17 protein-coding genes and 1 pseudogene are annotated in these 17,181 nt (G+C 67.1%); 7 read left to right on the top strand and 11 right to left on the bottom strand.

Going from position 1 to position 17,181, the window contains the following annotated elements; translation table 11 throughout:
- Positions 1-681 (top strand): annotated as a pseudogene (locus tag G3N93_RS06620) (3-deoxy-D-arabino-heptulosonate 7-phosphate synthase); the annotation flags it as partial.
- A gap of 45 nt (positions 682-726) precedes the next feature.
- Here the strand turns inward: G3N93_RS06620 and G3N93_RS06615 are convergent.
- The 3 genes from G3N93_RS06615 to G3N93_RS06605 form a co-directional block, all read right to left on the bottom strand.
- Positions 727-1,779 carry a helix-turn-helix domain-containing protein gene (locus tag G3N93_RS06615; protein ID WP_174984690.1) on the bottom strand — a complete coding sequence of 351 codons (1,053 nt, stop codon included), beginning with the start codon at positions 1,777-1,779 and terminating at the stop codon, positions 727-729.
- A 148-nt stretch (positions 1,780-1,927) separates the two neighbouring features.
- Positions 1,928-2,260: a hypothetical protein gene (locus G3N93_RS06610; protein ID WP_206132597.1), complete on the bottom strand. Its 333-nt coding sequence runs from the start codon at positions 2,258-2,260 to the stop codon at positions 1,928-1,930.
- A 32-nt stretch (positions 2,261-2,292) separates the two neighbouring features.
- On the bottom strand, positions 2,293-3,801 hold the full coding sequence (locus G3N93_RS06605; protein ID WP_206132596.1) for a hypothetical protein: 1,509 nt from the start codon (positions 3,799-3,801) through the stop codon (positions 2,293-2,295).
- 455 nt (positions 3,802-4,256) lie between these two features.
- On the opposite strand from G3N93_RS06605, the gene G3N93_RS06600 reads away from it, so the two are divergent.
- Both G3N93_RS06600 and G3N93_RS06595 read left to right on the top strand, forming a co-directional pair.
- On the top strand, positions 4,257-6,428 hold the full coding sequence (locus G3N93_RS06600; protein WP_206132595.1) for a hypothetical protein: 2,172 nt from the start codon (positions 4,257-4,259) through the stop codon (positions 6,426-6,428).
- Between the two features lie 7 nt (positions 6,429-6,435).
- Positions 6,436-7,152, top strand: a complete 717-nt coding sequence (locus tag G3N93_RS06595) for a DUF3142 domain-containing protein (RefSeq protein ID WP_206132594.1) — start codon at positions 6,436-6,438, stop codon at positions 7,150-7,152.
- Positions 7,153-7,195: 43 nt separating this feature from the next.
- On the opposite strand, the gene G3N93_RS06590 is transcribed toward G3N93_RS06595, so the two are convergent.
- Positions 7,196-7,570: a gamma-glutamylcyclotransferase family protein gene (locus tag G3N93_RS06590; RefSeq protein ID WP_174932647.1), complete on the bottom strand. Its 375-nt coding sequence runs from the start codon at positions 7,568-7,570 to the stop codon at positions 7,196-7,198.
- Between the two features lie 58 nt (positions 7,571-7,628).
- On the bottom strand, positions 7,629-8,279 hold the full coding sequence (locus tag G3N93_RS06585; protein WP_206132593.1) for a LysE family translocator: 651 nt from the start codon (positions 8,277-8,279) through the stop codon (positions 7,629-7,631).
- 165 nt (positions 8,280-8,444) lie between these two features.
- Here G3N93_RS06585 and G3N93_RS06580 point away from each other — a divergent pair, with 165 nt between their 5' ends.
- A complete protein-coding gene (locus tag G3N93_RS06580) occupies positions 8,445-9,365 on the top strand; it encodes a LysR substrate-binding domain-containing protein (protein WP_174932644.1) in 921 nt (306 codons plus the stop codon).
- A gap of 121 nt (positions 9,366-9,486) precedes the next feature.
- Here the strand turns inward: G3N93_RS06580 and G3N93_RS06575 are convergent, their stop codons facing one another.
- Together G3N93_RS06575 and G3N93_RS06570 are read right to left on the bottom strand one after the other, a co-directional pair.
- Positions 9,487-10,323, bottom strand: a complete 837-nt coding sequence (locus tag G3N93_RS06575; protein ID WP_174932642.1) for an alpha/beta fold hydrolase — start codon at positions 10,321-10,323, stop codon at positions 9,487-9,489.
- Positions 10,324-10,482: 159 nt separating this feature from the next.
- Positions 10,483-11,313, bottom strand: a complete 831-nt coding sequence (locus G3N93_RS06570; RefSeq protein WP_206132592.1) for an oxidoreductase — start codon at positions 11,311-11,313, stop codon at positions 10,483-10,485.
- A 94-nt stretch (positions 11,314-11,407) separates the two neighbouring features.
- On the opposite strand from G3N93_RS06570, the gene G3N93_RS06565 reads away from it, so the two are divergent.
- Complete coding sequence (locus G3N93_RS06565) at positions 11,408-12,379, top strand: AraC family transcriptional regulator (protein ID WP_206132591.1); 972 nt, start codon at positions 11,408-11,410, stop codon at positions 12,377-12,379.
- Positions 12,380-12,411: 32 nt separating this feature from the next.
- Here the strand turns inward: G3N93_RS06565 and G3N93_RS06560 are convergent, their stop codons facing one another.
- The 3 genes from G3N93_RS06560 to G3N93_RS06550 all read right to left on the bottom strand — a co-directional run bounded on the left by G3N93_RS06560 (position 12,412) and on the right by G3N93_RS06550 (position 14,934).
- Positions 12,412-13,080, bottom strand: coding sequence for a CoA pyrophosphatase (locus G3N93_RS06560; protein WP_206132590.1), 669 nt, complete (start codon positions 13,078-13,080; stop codon positions 12,412-12,414).
- Between the two features lie 286 nt (positions 13,081-13,366).
- The gene (locus G3N93_RS06555; protein WP_206132589.1) at positions 13,367-14,572 is read right to left on the bottom strand and encodes an MFS transporter; all 1,206 of its coding nucleotides are present in this window, start codon (positions 14,570-14,572) and stop codon (positions 13,367-13,369) included.
- Positions 14,569-14,934: a RidA family protein gene (locus G3N93_RS06550; protein WP_174930331.1), complete on the bottom strand. Its 366-nt coding sequence runs from the start codon at positions 14,932-14,934 to the stop codon at positions 14,569-14,571. The genes G3N93_RS06555 and G3N93_RS06550 overlap by 4 nt, the downstream gene beginning before the upstream one ends.
- A gap of 132 nt (positions 14,935-15,066) precedes the next feature.
- Here G3N93_RS06550 and G3N93_RS06545 point away from each other — a divergent pair, with 132 nt between their 5' ends.
- A complete protein-coding gene (locus tag G3N93_RS06545) occupies positions 15,067-15,885 on the top strand; it encodes a TrmB family transcriptional regulator (RefSeq protein WP_174932634.1) in 819 nt (272 codons plus the stop codon).
- An 87-nt stretch (positions 15,886-15,972) separates the two neighbouring features.
- Positions 15,973-16,830, top strand: coding sequence for a PhzF family phenazine biosynthesis protein (locus G3N93_RS06540; protein ID WP_206132588.1), 858 nt, complete (start codon positions 15,973-15,975; stop codon positions 16,828-16,830).
- Between the two features lie 74 nt (positions 16,831-16,904).
- Here the strand turns inward: G3N93_RS06540 and G3N93_RS06535 are convergent, their stop codons facing one another.
- Complete coding sequence (locus G3N93_RS06535; RefSeq protein WP_206132587.1) at positions 16,905-17,108, bottom strand: hypothetical protein; 204 nt, start codon at positions 17,106-17,108, stop codon at positions 16,905-16,907.
- Positions 17,109-17,181 lie beyond the last annotated feature (73 nt).

The raw sequence follows: 17,181 nt of genomic DNA, 5'->3' as shown, positions 1-17,181 counted from the left end.
CTCGACGCGCTGGCGCGCCGGCTCGACGCCGTCGACGCGCGCCGCACGTACCGGGTGGTGACGTCGATGCGCGTGCCGTCATCGATTCCGGGCCGCCACGATCGCGCGAAAACCGAATGGGACGCGATCCTGCTCGAACGCACGCGCGGCGACGACCCGGCGCCCGCGTGGAACGTGCGCTTCCTCGTCGAAGCGAAGGCGTCCGCGGATGCCGCGACGACCGACCTGCCGCGGCTGCTGCGCGGCCTGAACCTGCTCGCGCAGGCCGACCCGGACACGATCTATGCGTTCGAGACGCACCAGGGCACGGTGCGCGTGCACGGCGCGTCGCTGCACGCGCTGACGACCGACGAAGCGACGCTGCCACGGGAAGTGCTCTATTGCTGCGATGCATCCGCCGACACGACGCCGCGCCTGCTGGGCGCCGCAAGCCGGATGCAGTTGCTGTCGGCGCAGGCCAGCCTCGAATACGCGAGCGCGCTCGCGCAGCGGCCGGATGCCGATCCGGATGGTCTCGGCGTCGTCTGGCACGCGCTGCTGACGCTGCCGCAATGGCATGCCGTGCTGCACCAGTACCCGTCGCTGCGGCAGGTCCGCGAGCTGATGGTGGCAATCGACGACTTGCGGGCCGCGATCGACGATGTCGATGAAGACGGCGTAGCGAGCAGCGTGTACGCGTGACGCACGAAACGAACCGCCGTGCGGCGGCCGGAACGCGCCGCCCGCTCAGTTGGTGAGCACGCCGAACGGCAACGTCCACCCTGTCAGCCGGCCGCCGTCCGTCCATCGATCCTCGGCCGCATCGCATGGCAGCAGAACCGGCGCGGTCGCACACTCGAGCGTTTCCTTCGGCGTATGGCCGAACTCCGCCTTGAACAGCCGGTGGAAATATTTCTCGTCGGGAAAGCCGTGCGCCCACGCGATTTCCGCGATGCGCTGATGCCGGCGCTGCGGATCGCCCAGCACGTGGTACGCATGGCGCAGCCGCCGGCGCGTGATCTGCCGCATCACGCCGCCGTCCTCCTTGAACAACTGGTAGAGCCGCGCTCGCGACACACCGATGTCGCGGCAGATCCGGTCGGGATCGAGATCGGGCTCCAGCAGATGCACGTCGATGTAGCGCCGGACCCGCTCGGCCAGCGCCCCGTCGATCGGGCCGCGTGCGTCGTTCAGCGCCTGCGCGGTCGGTGAAATGGCCGCTCCCAGCAGCAGCAGCATCGATTGGACGATGCTCGGGATCTCGTGCGTGCGCAGATTCGGCAGGTTGCGGAACAGCGACAGCATGTGGTCGCCGAGCAGCCGCCCCACGCCGCTCGTCAGCGTCTGGCCGTGCGCCTGTGCGGCATGGCTCGGCAGCAGGTATCTCGGCACGACCAGGCTGATCACGTCGCCGGCCTCGACCCGGCAGTCGTTGACCTGCGCGACGTCGTAGACGAACACGTCGCCGGCGCCCTTGACCAGCTCGGGCCCGCCGGTGTGGCTGGCCAGCCGCCCGCCGAGCAGCAGCGTGAAGCGGATCGAATCCTGGCCGTCGAGGCGGATCCGCCGCGTGGTCCGATTGACCCGATAGGCCGGTGCGCGCGACCGCCAGTGTCGGCCCGACAGGATCAGCGGGCCGAGCGCCGCGCCGCTCGCTTCCGCGTCGAACGCGCCGTGCCCACCGTCGTCATCCAGACGGTAGTCGCACAGCATGTCCTTGACCCAGACGTGGAACCGGTCCTGCTCGGGGTAGTCGATCGTGCGAAACTTGAAAACAGGGACGAATGCCGCTTGATCCATGACAGTTTTTTTATCGAGCCGACACGAGAGGATAGATCGGTTCGTCGATTATCGGACCAAATTGCGCCGGCGCAAGGCCGGCGCGGCATGTCGTCCACCGAAGCGGCCGACCGGCGCCCTGCGACGGGCGCGGTCGTCACCGCGGCCATCAGCGTTGCGGATGGCATTCCCAGTTGTTGTACGTCGGCCGATCGATCGGCGTGAGCCCCGGAATCATGAACACCGTACAGCCGAAACGCCGCCCCTTGCCGGTCGTCGCGTCGTAACTCATCTTCTGGCCGCCCAGCCCGTCCTTCTTTCCATACTGCACGTTGGCGACCGTGATTTCGTCCGACGACGCGAGCCCGAGCGTCTTCGCGGTCGACGCCTGCACGTCGATCATGTTCATCTGCGTCGAACCGCACCCGGACAACACGAGGCCGGCGACCGCCGCGCCCAGCACGGCCCGCAAGGTACCCGTGCGCTGCAAGACTTTCTTCATGGTTTCTCCTTCGAATGCCCGCCGCGACACGATTACGAGCCCGGCGTATAAAAACTGGACTGGATCTGGCTGCCGATATTCGCGGCAAACCCCTGCCAGACGAGCGCCATCGCCCCGGCCGCGTTGACCGCCAGCGCCGGCCACGTCCCATCCTGCGGATCCAGCGTGGCGGTGCTCCACGCGCCGTTCCGGTAGCCGGCCACGAGGAGAACCGACGCGTTCGGCGTGCCCGTGTCCTCCCAGGCAACCGTCACGTTGCCGGCCGGATCGATCACCAGCGGCGGGTACTGGAGCGCCGCCCCGTTCAGGTGTTCCGTCAGCTTCTGCAGCGGCCCCCAGGTTCCGTTGGCATCCGACACGCTCGCCTGCAGGACCGCGCCGCCGTCCGCCCACATCGCGGCGGCCACGCCGTTTTCGTTGACGGTCAGCATCGGCGTCGGGATGAACCCCGTGGGCACCACGATCGCCGGGGCGACGGGCTGCACGGGCTGCCATCCGGTTCCGGATACATAGCGCTGCGACATCGTGGCGGTGTAGAGCTTCCCGCCCGTCACGTCGAGTTGCCCCCAGACCAGCGTGATGTTGCCCTTCGCGTCCATGCCGGCGACCGGCGAGATGATCGTCGTGAACAGGCTCGAGTTCGATACGACCTGGTTGACGTTGGTCCAGCCGTTGGTCGCGTCGTACGTGGCCGTCCACAGCGCCGACTTCGTATGGTTGGTCTGCCGCCACGCCAGCACCGCGCGACCGGACGACAGGACCGACAGCATCGGCCTCACGTTGTCGGTATCGCCGGTCACGGCGCCCGGCCCGCTCTGCACCGGCATCTGGACCAGCGCCGTCGGCGACCACTGTCCGGCCTGCGTGTAGCGCGTCCAAGCGATGCGCGTATCGAGCAGGCTGATCGACTGCGTCCAGGTGACGAGCGCGTTGCCCTGGCTGTCCATGCCGGCCGAATAGGACGAACCGGCCATGTCCGGCGCCAGTGTGACCGGCGTGCCCCATCCGCTAGCCGGGCTGTACGGGCGCGCCCACAGGGCGTACGTGTTGGGGCCCGGCGTCCATTCGGTCCAGAACGCGACCGCCTGCCCGCTCGCGTTGCCCACCAGTTGCGGCTGCACCCCGATCAGCGTGTTCATCGCATGCGAACCGTCGCTCGTGTCGAGCCGCGTCGCGCTTCCCCAGCCCGAGCCCGCCACATGGCGCGCGCCCCACATCTCGTTGCCGGACGTGCCGGCCGGGCCATTGGTCATCCAGGTCGCGAGCGCGTTGCCGCTCGCGTCGATGGTTACGCTGGGCTGGCCTTCCGGGCCCTTGCCGTCCACGGCGGCAGCCTTCGACCAGCCGGCCTGCGGCTGCGTCGTCCCGCCGCCGCCCGTCGGCCCGCCGTTCGAGCCGCCACCGGGCGAGATCGGGCCGGAAGGTGAACCGGGATTGTTCGGCGACGACAACGACGCGCCGTCGTTCTTGGCAACGTCGTCGCCGCCGCAGGCGGTCAGCGCGAGCGCGACTGCCATGACCATCCATGTAATGGGTTTCATCGGAATCCTCTTGTTTTCGTGATCCGGCGCACTCTCGTCTGCCGTTCGCCACACGATGCATCGCATCGATCGGCCGATTGATAAGCAATACTATTTAACAGGCATGGAAACCGGCATCTGCTTGCTTTCACTCATGATCGACTCCGTCGTGCGGATCGATGCAAACGCCGCTTTCGGCAGACCGCCCCCGTCGGGCAGCGCGAACGACGACAGGCCGTCTATCGTCGGAGGTCCGTCACTGCCGGCTGCATCTTAATTCAGGCGGTCCGGATTCAAGGTGGCGTTGCGTCTACACTGAGTGGACTTCCATTTCGCCGGCCCGCATTCGACGCGACTGCCGGCCGGCCTGCGCGCGCTCGCGGCCGAAGCGGCCGGTGCGGTACGATACGCGCCGGGGCGAAACGCCTCACCTGAGAGACCCGGCCGCTGCGGCCCTACACCCGGCACAAGAAAAAATGCCCAACAGCCCATTGCTGCACCGAAACCTGTTTGCCGCGCTGGCGGCCAGCCTGCTCTGGATTCCCGGCGCCCATGCCAGCTCGGACGACAGCTGCGAAGCGCCGGCCACGCTCCGGCAGAATGCGTACTTCTGCGGCAACCTGCCGATACTGACCCCCGCCAACGACACGCGCATCAACGCGATGCTAATGATGGTCGACAGCGCCAAGGTCGCGCAGGCGTTTCCGGACCCGAAGACGATCCCGGCGAAAGACCGGATCAACCAGATCATCGTGCCGTTTCCGATGGACTTTTCCGGGTGGATCTCGATCGGGCAGAAGGAACCCGACAAGGCCGGCGGCGCAGCGGATACCGGAACACCGTCGAACCAGTACGCTGACGGCGAAGGCAGCATCTGCCGCAGCATGACCTCGGGCGCCGATGCGTTCAACGACGCACTGGGCGGTGCCGGCGGCCTCCCCGCCGATGAAGCCACGCGCCTGCGCGCGGCGCGCGCCGACATCGCGCAGAAGACCTGCGCCACGGGCGGCGCGAGCGCCGCCTGGACGAAACCGCCGGTCAAGTCGCCGCTCGGCCAGCAGTTCGCCGCGTACCTCGACGGCACGAACGCGTTCTACCGCGCCGACTTCCTCACCGCGACCAGGGCCTTCGCGAGCGCGTCGCACAGCGCGAACCCGTGGCTGAAGGAAACCGGGCTCTATATGGCCGGGCGCGCGCAGTTGAACGCCGCGCAGGCCAACGTGTTCGACAACGACAGCCCGACGCCGACGCGCGGCCGCGTGACGAAAGTGTCGCTCGACGCCGCGAATACGGTATTTCGCACTTACCTGAAGGTGTATCCGCAGGGGCGTTATGCGACCTCCGCGACGGGGTTGTTGCGGCGTGTCGCATGGCTCGGCGGCAACGTCACGCAGCAGGCCGACCTGTACGGCCACGCGCTCGCGCGCTGGTCGCCGGCGACGTCGAACGTGCCGCTGATCCAGCTGGCGAACGAACTCGACAGCAAGCTGCTGTTCGGGTCGGATTACGACGCGAACCAGATCCAGTCGCCGACCGTGCTCGCGACCGTCGACCTGCTGCGCATGCGCACGTCGGAAAACAGCGACTCGAGCCGCGCCAAGCCGCTGACGCTGGACGACCTGCAGGCGCAGAAGCCGCGCTTCGCGAACGCGCCCGCGCTCTACGATTACCTGCTCGCAACCTGGTATGTCCAGATCGGGCACAAGCCGGACGCCGCGCTCGCGTTGCTGCCGCAGACGCCCGCGGAACCGCTCGACTACTTCGGCCTGAGCCAGCAGGCGCTGCGCGGGTTCGCGCTGGAGGATAGCGGCCAGTCCGACAAGGCGCGCCAGCTGTGGCGCGACCTGATCCCGCTCGCGAAATTCCGCTTCCAGCGCGAGGCGCTGGAGCTCGCGCTCGCGATCAACCTGGAGCAGGCCGGGCTCGTCAACGACGTATTCGCCGACGATTCGCCGGTGCAGAACGCCGCGATCCGCGCCGTGCTGCTGCAACGCGCGGCCAATGCGGACCTGCTGCGCACACAGGCGCAAAACCAGTCGACCGGCGGCGCGCTGCGCGACACCGCGCTGTACACGCTGCTGTACAAGGAGCTCACGCGTTCGCACTACGCCGAGTTCATCGCCGATGCCGCGCTGGTGTCCGGCAAGCCTGCCGATCCGTTGAAGCCGTTCATCGCAGCCGGCGCCAAAAACGAAGACGGCTATACATGCCCGTCCGCGAACGAGATCGCCGCGGCACTCCAGCAGAATCCCGCCGATGCGAAGGGGCTGAACTGTCTCGCCGATTTCGTGCGCCTGCACCCGCCCGCGTCCGGCCTCGAAAGCGATCCGGTGCCGCTGTGGATGCGCAACGCATCGACACCGGCCGCTTCGCGCATCCCGCCGACGCTCGGCGGCGCGCCGTCGCGGTTCGCGGGCAAGCCGTACGAGCGGATGTCGAGCTACGTGACGGTGATGGCCGATGCGCAGGCGAACCCGAACGACCGCGCCTACGCGTACTACCGTGCGATCAAGTGCTATGCGCCGGCCGGCTCCAACGAATGCGGCGGCAAGGACGTGCCGAAGAACGTGCGCAAGCGCTGGTTCGATGCGCTGAAGGCCAGCTACGCGGGCAGCCCGTGGGCGCAGAAACTCCGCTACTACTGGTAAGCGCCGCGTGAAGCGAATCGCGTGCGTAGCATGCATCGCGCTGCTGCTGGCCGGACGCGTCGCACTGGCCGGCACCGTCGACGCCGCGCGGTACGACGCATTCTGGCTGTGGGCGGGCGTGAAGCCGCAGGCGGTCGTGCATGGCGCACGCACCGTCTACGTGTTGCAAGGGCAGATCGAGGCGTCGCCACGGGACGAGTCGCAGGTCCGCGTGATCGCGCAGGGCGTCGCGCTGCCGCCCGCGCCGCAGGCGCGCGTCTGGCTCGTCTATCGTGCGCATACGCTGCGCTGGACGCCGCGCGTCACGCAGATCATGCTCGCGCAGCTCACGCGCTGGCGCGCGTCGGGCCGCACGATCACCGGTATCCAGATCGACTTCGATGCGCGCACGCGCCACCTGCAGGATTACCTCGAATTCCTGCGGTCGCTGCGCGAGACGCTGCCTGCCGATTGCCGGTTGAGCATCACCGGGCTGCTCGACTGGAGCAGCCGCATCGATACCGACCAGGTCAACCAGCTCAGGGGGATCGTCGACGAAGTGGTCGTGCAGACCTACCAGGGCCGCCGCACGATCCCCGATTACGCGGACTACCTGCCGCGCGTCGCGCGGCTGCAGTTGCCGTTTCGCATCGGCATCATCCAGGGCAGCGAATGGGACGCGCCGCCGTACCTCGCGACGAACCCGTGGTTCCGCGGCTACGTCGTGTTCCTGCGCAACGACTAGCGGGCCAAGGCGCGGCGGCGGCCCGCCTGTTCGCGCTCCGGATTTACGCCGGTCGCGGCGAAGTCGCGTCCACGTACACCCATGCAGCGACGCCCGACTCGAGCACCACGCGATCGCGGCGATACGCGTCGACTTCGTAGTCGTCCGCGTGCTGCAGTTCTTCCGGTGTGATCGCAAACACGGTGCCCGTCACACGATCACCGGACTGGCCGGTATAGGCCACCACCGGATGATGCGTCTTCCCGCTCGTCGCGACCACTTCCGGATCGTCGATCTTCAGCATCGTCATCGCGTAACCGGGCATCGCATCCTCACGACCGTCGAGCTTGCGGCCGAAGGTCGCGAGCTGCACCGGTTCGAGCTGCAGCGTGCCATAGGAAAAGAGGTGTTCGGAGAAAGTCGGGGGGGTGCTGGACATGATTGAACTCGATAAAGGCGTTGGGGCAAACGAAGCGTAACGCAGATCGCCGGCAGGCTTATGCGACACCCGCGATCGCCCCGCCGAGCCCGGCGAGCGCAATCACGAGCAGCGCGCCCGCCGACGACGCCGTGATCCACCGCTGCTTGCGATGAATCAGCGGATGGTTGATCGCGGCCATGTAGCTGGTCAGGATCGTGAAATCGACCGCGATCCACAGCGCGGCCAGGATGGCCAGGCTCACGCGCGAATCCGGCGTGATGCCGACGAACTGCGGAAAGAACGCGACGAAGAACAGCAGGTCTTTCGGATTCGCAATGCCGACGAGAAAGCCGCGCACGACGCCCGGCAAGCGCCGCGCCTGCGATGCCGGTTCGCCTTGCTCGGCACCGTTGCCATCGCGCGTCCGGCCTGCGCGCCATTCGCCGAGCAGTGTCCGGACGGCCAGCACCGCGATGAACACGCAACCCGCCACGTGCAACCCCGTGAGCAACCGCTCGCTGACGAGCACCACGCCGAACACCATCAGCATCGCGCCCGCGATCATCACGAGGCTCGCGGCATTCGCGCCCACCGCGGTCAGCATTCCCTGGCGGAAGCCGCGCCGCGCGACGGTGCCGACCACGAGCATGACGACCGGGCCGGGCGTCGCGATGAGCAGCACGATCGCGGCGAGATAGGCAAACAGCAGCGGGTAATGGAGTGCCATGACAAAAAGTTGTTGGATGAATTGACGCGCGTGCGCGTCACGGTGGCATCATCGGGATTCAGCGCACCGGATTGCACGGTTTTATGAAGTATTGCGTGCCCGGCCTGCTGCTGAAAAACGGAAAATCCTGTCGGATAGCATGAGTTTTATTCATATTCAAGACCCGTGAAGGCCAAACCGCTCCCCCCTGTCTACGCGTTGCGCGCGTTCGAAAGCGCTGCGCGCACCGGCTCGTTTACGCTGGCCGCCGAGGAACTGAGCCTCACGCAAAGCGCGGTGAGCAAGCACGTCAGGACGCTCGAGGCCTACTTCGGCCGGAAGCTGTTCGTCCGGCGCGGCCCGAAAATGACCGTGACGGCGGAGGCGCACATCTTCGCGTCGGGCCTGCGGCGCGGCTTCCGGCAGATCGAGGAGGCCTGCGTGCTGTTTCAGTCGCAACGCGACGTGCTGCGGCTCAAGGCGCCGTCCACGCTCACGATGCGCTGGCTGCTCGACGCACTGGCGGCGTTTCGCGACACGCGGCCCGCGTTCGAGGTGCAGATCGCGAGCGTGTGGATGGACGTCGATACCGTCGATTTTTTCAGCGAATCCTACGATTGCGCGATCCTGCTCGGCGCAGGCAAGTTCGGCGAGGCCACGCAGTGCGTGAAGCTGTTCGACGAATGGCTGATCCCGGTGTGCTCACGGGCGACCGCGACGGTCGCACGCGCGAATCCCGCGGCGTGCGAGCTGATCCACCCGTCGCCCGATCGGCGCGACTGGCGCCGCTGGCTCAAGGGCAGCGGCCATGATCTCGAGGTGGACATCACGCGCGGGCAGGTGTTCGACATGCTCGAACAGGGGATCGCGGCGGCGATTGCCGGCCACGGCATTTCGATTGGCGATCTCGCGCTGTGTGCGACGGCCATCGACGAGAAGCAGCTGGTGCTGCCGTTCAAGACGGCCGTCAATACCGGCGACGCGTACTACCTCGTCTGGCCGGAAGACTCCGCCAAGGCCGCGCAGGTGCGCGAGCTGCTGGCGTTCCTGGAAAGCCGGATGCCGCGCCTGACGTTCCCGGGCATCCGCTTCAACGGTCCGGGCTGACTACTGCGGCCGGCGAACCGGCCGCGTTGCCGACGGTGCAATTGGCGCAACCTCGCGCTGCCGGTCCGTCACGACAGCGCAGCCGGCCGAAGCGGGCCTGCGCCGACACCCAACTACACCATTACGCCTGCACGAAAGCCAGCAGGTCGGCGTTGAGGACGTCCGCGTTGACCGTCAGCATCCCGTGCGAGTAGCCCGGGTAGGTCTTCAGCGTGCCGTTCTTCAGCAGCTTGATCGACTTCAGCGCGGCATCCGCGATCGGCACGATCTGGTCGTCTTCGCCGTGCAGCACGAGCGTCGGGACGGAGATCGACTTCAGGTCTTCGGTCTGGTCCGTTTCCGAAAACGCCTTGATGCCTTCGTAATGCGCCTTGGCGCTACCTTCCATCCCCTGCCGCCACCAGTTGCGGATGACGCCCTGATGGACGGTTGCACCTTCGCGGTTGAACCCGTAGAACGGGCCGCTCGGCACATCGAGGAAGAACTGTGCGCGATTGTCGGCGAGCGCTTTCCGGAAACCGTCGAACACCTCGAGCGGCAAGCCTTCGGGGTTCGATTCGGTTTTCAGCATCAGCGGCGGCACCGCGCTGACCAGCACCGCCTTCGCGACGCGGCCGGCCGGCTCGCCGTGCTTCGCGACGTAGCGTGCCACTTCGCCGCCACCGGTCGAGTGACCGATGTGCACCGCATTGCGCAGGTCGAGCGCTTCGACGACCGCGAATGCATCTGCCGCGTAGTGATCCATGTCATGGCCGTCCGACACCTGCGCCGACCGGCCGTGGCCACGACGATCGTGCGCCACCACGCGATAGCCCTTCTGGACGAAGAAGAGCATCTGCGCGTCCCAGTCGTCACCGGACAACGGCCAGCCATGGTGGAACATGATGGGCTGCGCGTCCTTCGGGCCCCAGTCCTTGTAGAAAATCTCGACGTGATCCTTCGTTGTGACGGTTGGCATCGCGATGGACTCCTGTAAGGTGGTTGAACTCGGCGCTGTGGCCGGCAGCCATTATCGGACAGGTTTGTTAAACGATGATGCCAACTTGCGAATGATCGTCGACAACTTCGATAACGTAGACGAACCCGCTACGGGCGAACGATCGTGCGGCGCCGCACGTCAACCATCCGTCGACACCGTCACGGCCTCCCACGCGCGAATTTCCTCGTCCAGCGCCGCCAGCTTGCCGCGCACCAGCCGCAGCGCATCGCTGCCGAGCAGCAGATGCGCGGGCGGATGGTCCGCCGCGATCGCCGCGAGCATCGCCCGCGCAGCCTTCGCGGGATCGCCCAGCTGCTTGCCGCTTTTCTCTTCGCGCGCGTGGCGGATCGGATCGAAAATCGCGTCGTAGTCCGCGATCGAGCGTGGCGTGCGCAGCATCGAGCGGCCGGCCCAGTCGGTGCGGAACGACCCCGGCGCCACGGCCGTCACCGCGATGCCGAACGGCTCAAGCTCCTTGCCAAGCGATTCGGAAATGCCTTCCAGCGCGAACTTGCTGCCGCAGTAGTAAGTGATGCCCGGCATCGTGATGTGACCGCCCATCGACGTGATGTTGAGGATGTGTCCGTGCCGCCGTTCACGCATGAACGGCACGACTGCCTTCATCATCGCGACCGCGCCGAATACGTTCACGTCGAACTGCCGGCGCATCTCGGCGAGCGGCGCTTCTTCCATGATCCCTTCGTGCCCGTAGCCCGCGTTGTTCACCAGCACGTCGACGGGCCCGACGTTTGCCTCGATGTCCGCCACGACGCCGTCGATGCGATCGAAGTCGGTCACGTCGAGCACCCGCGCGAACGCCTGCGCGGACAGCCCTTCGAAATCCCGCGCCGCCTGCGCGCTTCGCACGGTGCCGACCACCGTGTGACCCGCCGCGAGCGCCTCCTGCGCGAGCGCACGGCCAAAGCCGCTGCTGACGCCGGTGATGAGCATGAGGTTGCCGGATGCCATTTGAGCTTCTCCCGAATGTCGATTGGAGCGTGCATACTAGTCTGACGAACCACGTCGAATAAGCCCGATTCCGCTGATTTTCTTGCACAAAACTATGAGCACCGATTCCACCTCCGCCCGATCCCCGTCGCTGCCGCCGCGCGACCGGAAGCGCCTGGTGACGCTGCTGCGCGCGCTGGCACCCGATGAAGGCTACAACCTGACGGCACTGCCGAGCGTGCGCATCCTGCGCTCGAACCGCGCGCTGTCGCGCACGCCGGTGCTGTACGACCCGGGCATCGTGATCGTGTGCCAGGGCTGCAAGCGCGGCTACTTCGGTGGCGAGTGCTATCTGTACGACGAACATCACTACCTGGCGGTATCCGTGCCCGTGCCGTTCAGCATGGAAACCGACGCCACGTCCGAGCGCCCGCTGCTCGCGCTGTATCTGCACCTCGATTTCACGATGACCGCCGAACTCGCGGCGCAGATCGACCGCGCCGGCACGGCGGAACCCGTGCAGGTGCCCAGGAGCATGATGTCGACGCCGATGGATGAAACGATGCACGCGTCGGTGCTGCGTTTCGTCGAGGCGATGCACCGACCGCTCGACGCCGCGGTGCTCGGCCCGGCGCTGCTACGCGAGCTGTATTTCCGCGTGCTCACCGGTGCGCAGGGCAGCGCGATGCGCAGTGCGCTGGCGATGCGCGGACAGTTCGGCCGGATCGGCCGGTCACTGCGCGTGATCCACGCCGATTACGCGCAGCCGCTCGACGTGCCGCAACTGGCCGACGAAGCCGGCATGAGCGTGCCGAGCTTTCACAGCCACTTCAAGGCGATCACGCAGGTGTCGCCAATGCAGTACCTGAAGTCGACGCGGCTGCACCAGGCGCGCTTGCTGATGGTGCGCGAGGACCTGACGGCGGAGGCGGCCGGCTACGCGGTCGGTTATGCGAGCCCGTCGCAGTTCAGCCGCGAATTCAAGCGCCTGTTCGGCCTGACGCCGGCGAAGGAAACGCAGCGCATGCGAGAAAGCTTCGCCATTCCGGCGGCCTTCGAGGATGCGGCGTTCGTGTCGTCGCATTGACGTGCGCAGGAACCCGATCGTCATGCACGCCGTCAGCGCACGGCATCGCGTACCAGCCCCGCGAGCGACTTCAGGATGAGCGCCGTCACGCCCCAGATGTCCTGCGTCTGCTCCGCCCAGTACCACGCGCCCGTGCGCTCGCCGTCCGTGTATTGGCGCGGCAGATCCGGATTCAGCAGCGCGGCGAACGGAAACTCGAAGATCTCCGCGACTTCCGCGGGCGCCGCCTCCCATTTCGCCGTTTCCGGCACGATGCCGATCACGGGAAAGATCGCGTGATGGCGCTTTCTGGTTTGATGAATCGGCAAGCTGCCGGCCACGCGAACCGCATCGGGCGCGAGGCGGATTTCCTCGAACGCCTCGCGCAACGCGGTCGCGCCGATATCGCGGTCGGACTCGGCCGGGCGTCCGCCCGGAAAACTCACATGCGACGAGTATTCACTGAGATCCGACGCACGCTTGGTCAGCAGGATCGTCGGCTCGCGCCGCGCGACGATTGCGACCAGCACCGCCGAGAATTTCCACTGCCCGTCGTTGTCCGCGAGGCTTTGCTTTGCCGTCGGCCAATCAGTACCGGCAGGGATGCCGCGGCCTTCCACGCCACGGACGATCGCGTCCAGGAGCGCCTGCGGCGAGCCGGCTTCCGCATGCGCGCCGGCCAACCCGCCGCCGATATTCGGGATGCTTCTGTCTGGTTCCATGTCTTCCTCCTGCGTGCGGCAACCGGCACGCGCTGCGCGACACTGAACCCGACACGTGTTGCATGGGCACGGCGTCGTTGTGGCCAATCCGATGAGCCCGCGTTCGCATGCGATCGCAAATGACACGCGCAAGCGCGTGAATATCCGTTCCAGCGTAAAAATATCCGCCAGCATTGCGGACGGTTGAATGCCGGAACGGGATCGCCGTCGCTCAACGGAGCATCCCGATCATGCACGAAAAATGAATGTCGGATCGGGCACGCGCGCACGCAGGTCGTGTCCGTACTCAAGCGGCGGAGGTCGGCTCGCTCCGCGCATCGATGCGGGTCGATGCAGTACCAATCCACCCGGCCGCCGCAATTGCCGCAGCCGTCACGAGCATCATCCCGCCCCACCCGACTCGCGCGTTGAGCAACCCCGCCGCCACCGCACCGCCGGCACCCGCCGCGTAGTAAAGCGTCAGGTACGCTGCGCTCAATGCCCCGGCCCGAGCCGGCTCAATCGCGACGACACGCGTCTGGTTCGCGACCTGCGCGGCAAAGCAACCGGCATCGAACATGGCCAGCCCCACGCCCAGCCATCCGGGACGACCGAGCGAAACCGCAAGCAGCAGGGCCGACACGGCCGCCACGAAGAGCCCGCCCCCGATGACCGCGCGATCGCCGAATCGGTCGGCGAGTTTTCCCGCCACACGCGTCACGCCGAGGCCCAGCACACCCGCGAGGCTGTACGCACCGATCGCCGCGGCACCGAGGCGATACGGCGGCTCGGCCAGGCGAAGCGCGAGCCCCACCCAGACCAGGTTGAACGCGAAGAACCAGAGCATGCCGGCGCAGGTACGGCGCCGCAACTCAGCGCAGTCGCGCAGCAACCGCGGAATGGCGCCGATCGCGCTCGCACGGCCGGGCAGCCTTTCCGGCCGGCCGCCGGGCAACAGCACCGCAGCGCCGATCGCGGCCAGCGCAACGCACCCGGCCAGCGCGAGCAATGCGCCGCGCCATCCGCACCATTGCGACAGCACACCGCCCACGAAACGGCTCAACAGGATCCCGGCGGAAATGCCCGCCGACACGGCCCCCATCGCCACGCCGCGTCGTTGCGGATCCGCATGTTTGCCGGCAACCGCACTGCATTGCGCCGCCACCGTCGTTGCCGCGCCCACCAGAAAGAAGCCGGCGTCGAGCGCGAGCGGCCCGGGCGACCACGACGCGCACGCCAGCAGCAACGCGAGCACGCCCATCTGCGTCGAGACGAGCACGCGCGGACTGAACCGGTCAACCAGCGGCACCAGCCATGCAAGGCCGACCAGATAGCCGAGCATCGTCACGGACGCGAGGGCCGCCATGCGCGACGCCGCCACGCCGAACTCGCTCGCGATGGCCGACAGCGACGGCTGCAACGCGTAGCCGTTCGCGATCGCCACGCCGGCCGCCAGCGCGAGCACCGCCGTCGCGGCGCGGGACAGCGGCACGCGGTTGCCGGCGATGGTCATGCCGCGGCCCTGACCGCGATCGCCTCGACTTCGACCAGGATGTCCGGATCGACGAACGGGAGCGCGTGCACCAGCGAAAACGCCGGCCGGATATCGCCGTAGATTTCCCCGTGCGCGCGCGCCGCCGCTTCCCAGTTGTCGAAGTCCGCCACCACCAGGCGACTCTGGACAACGTCCGACAACGCGAACCCGCTGTCCGCCAGCACACGGTCGATCGTCGCCAGCGCATCGCGTGTCTGCGCGTACACGTCCGCACCTTTGCCGGCCGTCCCCGAAATGTAGATGGTGTTGTCGACGACCACCGCGCGCGAGTAGCCGACCTTGGGCTCCCACGGGGAGCCGGTACTGATCCGTTTACGCATCTTGAAGATCCCTCCAGTCAGGTTGAGAACCATCGCCTACTACTTGGGTAGTAAGTTCGGGCGATTGTATACTACTCCAGTAGTTAATCAAGGAGCCCATGCAGGTCGTCGTGGGCGCAGGAGCCGATACACATGAGCGAAAACACGGAGCTGATCACGTCGTTGATCCGGCTTGGATTCACCCAGTACGAGGCGCAGGCCTACGCGGCCCTCGTCGGGCAGGCCGCGCTGACGGGTGCGGAAGTCGGCCGGCGCGCCGGCATGCCGCCATCGAAGATCTACGAAACCCTGGGTCGCCTGGAAACGCGCGGGGCGGTGCTCGTCAACCGGTCGGAACCCGTCCGCTATGCGGCCGTGCCCCACCGGTCGTTGCTCGAGGACTTGCGCACGCGCTTCAATGCGGATCTCGAACTGGCCGCGGGCGCGCTCGATCGGCTGCCGGTCCAGCAGGAGCCGGGGCTCGTCTGGTCGTTGAGCGGGCGGGAAGCGATCGCCAGCGCCTTCGCGCGCGTCATCGTCAATGCGAAAACGCAGATCTTCGCGGGCGTCTGGGACGAAGAAATCGACGACCTCGGGCCGCTGCTCGAGGCCGCCGCGGCACGGGGCGTCGACACGCACGTGGCGATTTACGGCACTCGCACGCTCAACGGGCCGCGCCACTACGACATGGCCAAATGCGGCGCCAGCGCGCGGCTCAGGCTGTCCGGTCGCCGGCTCGCCGTCGCGGTGGCGGACGACACCGAGGCAGTGGTGGCGGAATTCGGCGATCATTCACCCGATCACGCCACCTTGACGACCAATTCGGTCATCGCACTGCTCGCGGTCGAGTACATCAAGGCGGACGTGAGCGGACGCGTGTTGATCGATGCAATGAGTCCGGCGGAGTACCGGAAGATCCTGAAGCACCCTGACATGCAGGCGATGCTGGCGCCGCTCGACAAGTCGAGCTGACCCATGCGACGCTGCGCGGCTGCCGGTGCATCGAGCCGCGCGCACCCCGCCCTGGTACGGCAATTCCCCCACTCACGCGAGCGTCAAATGACCGCCTATGCTTTCCGCCTGCTGAACGTCTTCGCCGAATCGACTTTCGGCGGCAACCCGCTTTGCGTATTCGACGATGCGCGCGGCATGGACGACGCAACCATGCGGGCACTCGCGGTGCAGTTCAACCTGTCCGAAACGACCTTCGTGCTGCCGTCGGAGCGCGCACATGCGCGGGTTCGCATCTTCACGCCGGGCTATGAGATGGCCTTTGCGGGCCATCCGACGCTCGGCACCGCGCATGTCGTGCGCGACCTGCTGGGTGCGGGCGACGATCTCGCGCTCGAGTTCAAGGCCGGTGTGGTCGACGTGATCGCGCGTGACCACGTGTGGACGTTCACCGCGCCGCACGCGGGCATGCCGAAAACGGCTCCGTGCGAGTTGCCCGACGCGCAAATGGCGGCGCTGCTGGGGCTCTCGGAAGACGATCTGCTCGCACCGCCGATCTGGGTCGACACCGGCGCCGACCAGTTGCTGGTCGCACTCAAGGACCCGGCCGCCGTGCGCCGCGCAAAGCCCGACAGCGCCTGCCTCGATATCTGGCCGACCAGCAGCCTCGGCCGCAAGACCGCGTACGTGTTCGCATTCGATGCCGAGCGCCCGGGGACGGTGGTGTCACGCTACTTCTTCGTGAAGCAAGGCAGCGTTTCGGAAGACCCGGGCACGGGGTCTGCCTGCGCGAATCTGGGCGGGTGGCTGCTTGCGATGAACCGCGACCTGCCTGCCGCGTTTCAGGTCGAGCAGGGTGACGCCGTCGGCCGGCCTTGCCGGCTGCGGTTGTCGGTCGATTCAACCGGCGCGATCGGCGTCGGTGGGCACGTGATCGAACTCGGGCGTGGCGTCGTGAACGTGTAGACGCGCCCGACGGACAGGTCATTACGGTCCGCGGTATCGCGCGGTTCGCGGCCCGCGCTGCGACGACAGTTTCGTCAGCAATCTTCCGGGGCAGGCTTCGCGTCCACGACCATGGCATACATGGCCGTCACCAGCGCGCGATCCGCCACCGGCCACGAGGCGGAATGACAGCGGTAACGCCGATCGAGTTTCGCTTTGCAGTTGGCGTCCGAGGTCAAAAGCTGCTGCGCTGCCGCGTGCGACTGGGCGAATCCATTCGGATCGACGGCAGCGATCATCGGTGGTTCGAGGAATGGATGCCGGCTGCACGCCGCCGGCGGACGTGGAGGTGGACGACCCGACGAGCCGACT

Source organism: Burkholderia sp. Se-20378 (genome assembly GCF_017104665.1).
GTDB classification, from domain to species: domain Bacteria; phylum Pseudomonadota; class Gammaproteobacteria; order Burkholderiales; family Burkholderiaceae; genus Burkholderia; species Burkholderia lata.
The sequence above is the reverse complement of the archived record's forward strand: the minus strand, read 5'-3'. Positions and strand labels throughout refer to the sequence as shown.

Coding starts and splice junctions, on each gene's coding strand:
- G3N93_RS06615 (WP_174984690.1), bottom strand. CDS start 1,779: ATGGATCAAGCGGCATTCGTCCCTGTTTTCAAGTTTCGCACGATCGAC.
- G3N93_RS06610 (WP_206132597.1), bottom strand. CDS start 2,260: ATGAAGAAAGTCTTGCAGCGCACGGGTACCTTGCGGGCCGTGCTGGGC.
- G3N93_RS06605 (WP_206132596.1), bottom strand. CDS start 3,801: ATGAAACCCATTACATGGATGGTCATGGCAGTCGCGCTCGCGCTGACC.
- G3N93_RS06600 (WP_206132595.1), top strand. CDS start 4,257: ATGCCCAACAGCCCATTGCTGCACCGAAACCTGTTTGCCGCGCTGGCG.
- G3N93_RS06590 (WP_174932647.1), bottom strand. CDS start 7,570: ATGTCCAGCACCCCCCCGACTTTCTCCGAACACCTCTTTTCCTATGGC.
- G3N93_RS06585 (WP_206132593.1), bottom strand. CDS start 8,279: ATGGCACTCCATTACCCGCTGCTGTTTGCCTATCTCGCCGCGATCGTG.
- G3N93_RS06575 (WP_174932642.1), bottom strand. CDS start 10,323: ATGCCAACCGTCACAACGAAGGATCACGTCGAGATTTTCTACAAGGAC.
- G3N93_RS06570 (WP_206132592.1), bottom strand. CDS start 11,313: ATGGCATCCGGCAACCTCATGCTCATCACCGGCGTCAGCAGCGGCTTT.
- G3N93_RS06565 (WP_206132591.1), top strand. CDS start 11,408: ATGAGCACCGATTCCACCTCCGCCCGATCCCCGTCGCTGCCGCCGCGC.
- G3N93_RS06560 (WP_206132590.1), bottom strand. CDS start 13,080: ATGGAACCAGACAGAAGCATCCCGAATATCGGCGGCGGGTTGGCCGGC.
- G3N93_RS06555 (WP_206132589.1), bottom strand. CDS start 14,572: ATGACCATCGCCGGCAACCGCGTGCCGCTGTCCCGCGCCGCGACGGCG.
- G3N93_RS06550 (WP_174930331.1), bottom strand. CDS start 14,934: ATGCGTAAACGGATCAGTACCGGCTCCCCGTGGGAGCCCAAGGTCGGC.
- G3N93_RS06545 (WP_174932634.1), top strand. CDS start 15,067: ATGAGCGAAAACACGGAGCTGATCACGTCGTTGATCCGGCTTGGATTC.
- G3N93_RS06540 (WP_206132588.1), top strand. CDS start 15,973: ATGACCGCCTATGCTTTCCGCCTGCTGAACGTCTTCGCCGAATCGACT.
- G3N93_RS06535 (WP_206132587.1), bottom strand. CDS start 17,108: ATGATCGCTGCCGTCGATCCGAATGGATTCGCCCAGTCGCACGCGGCA.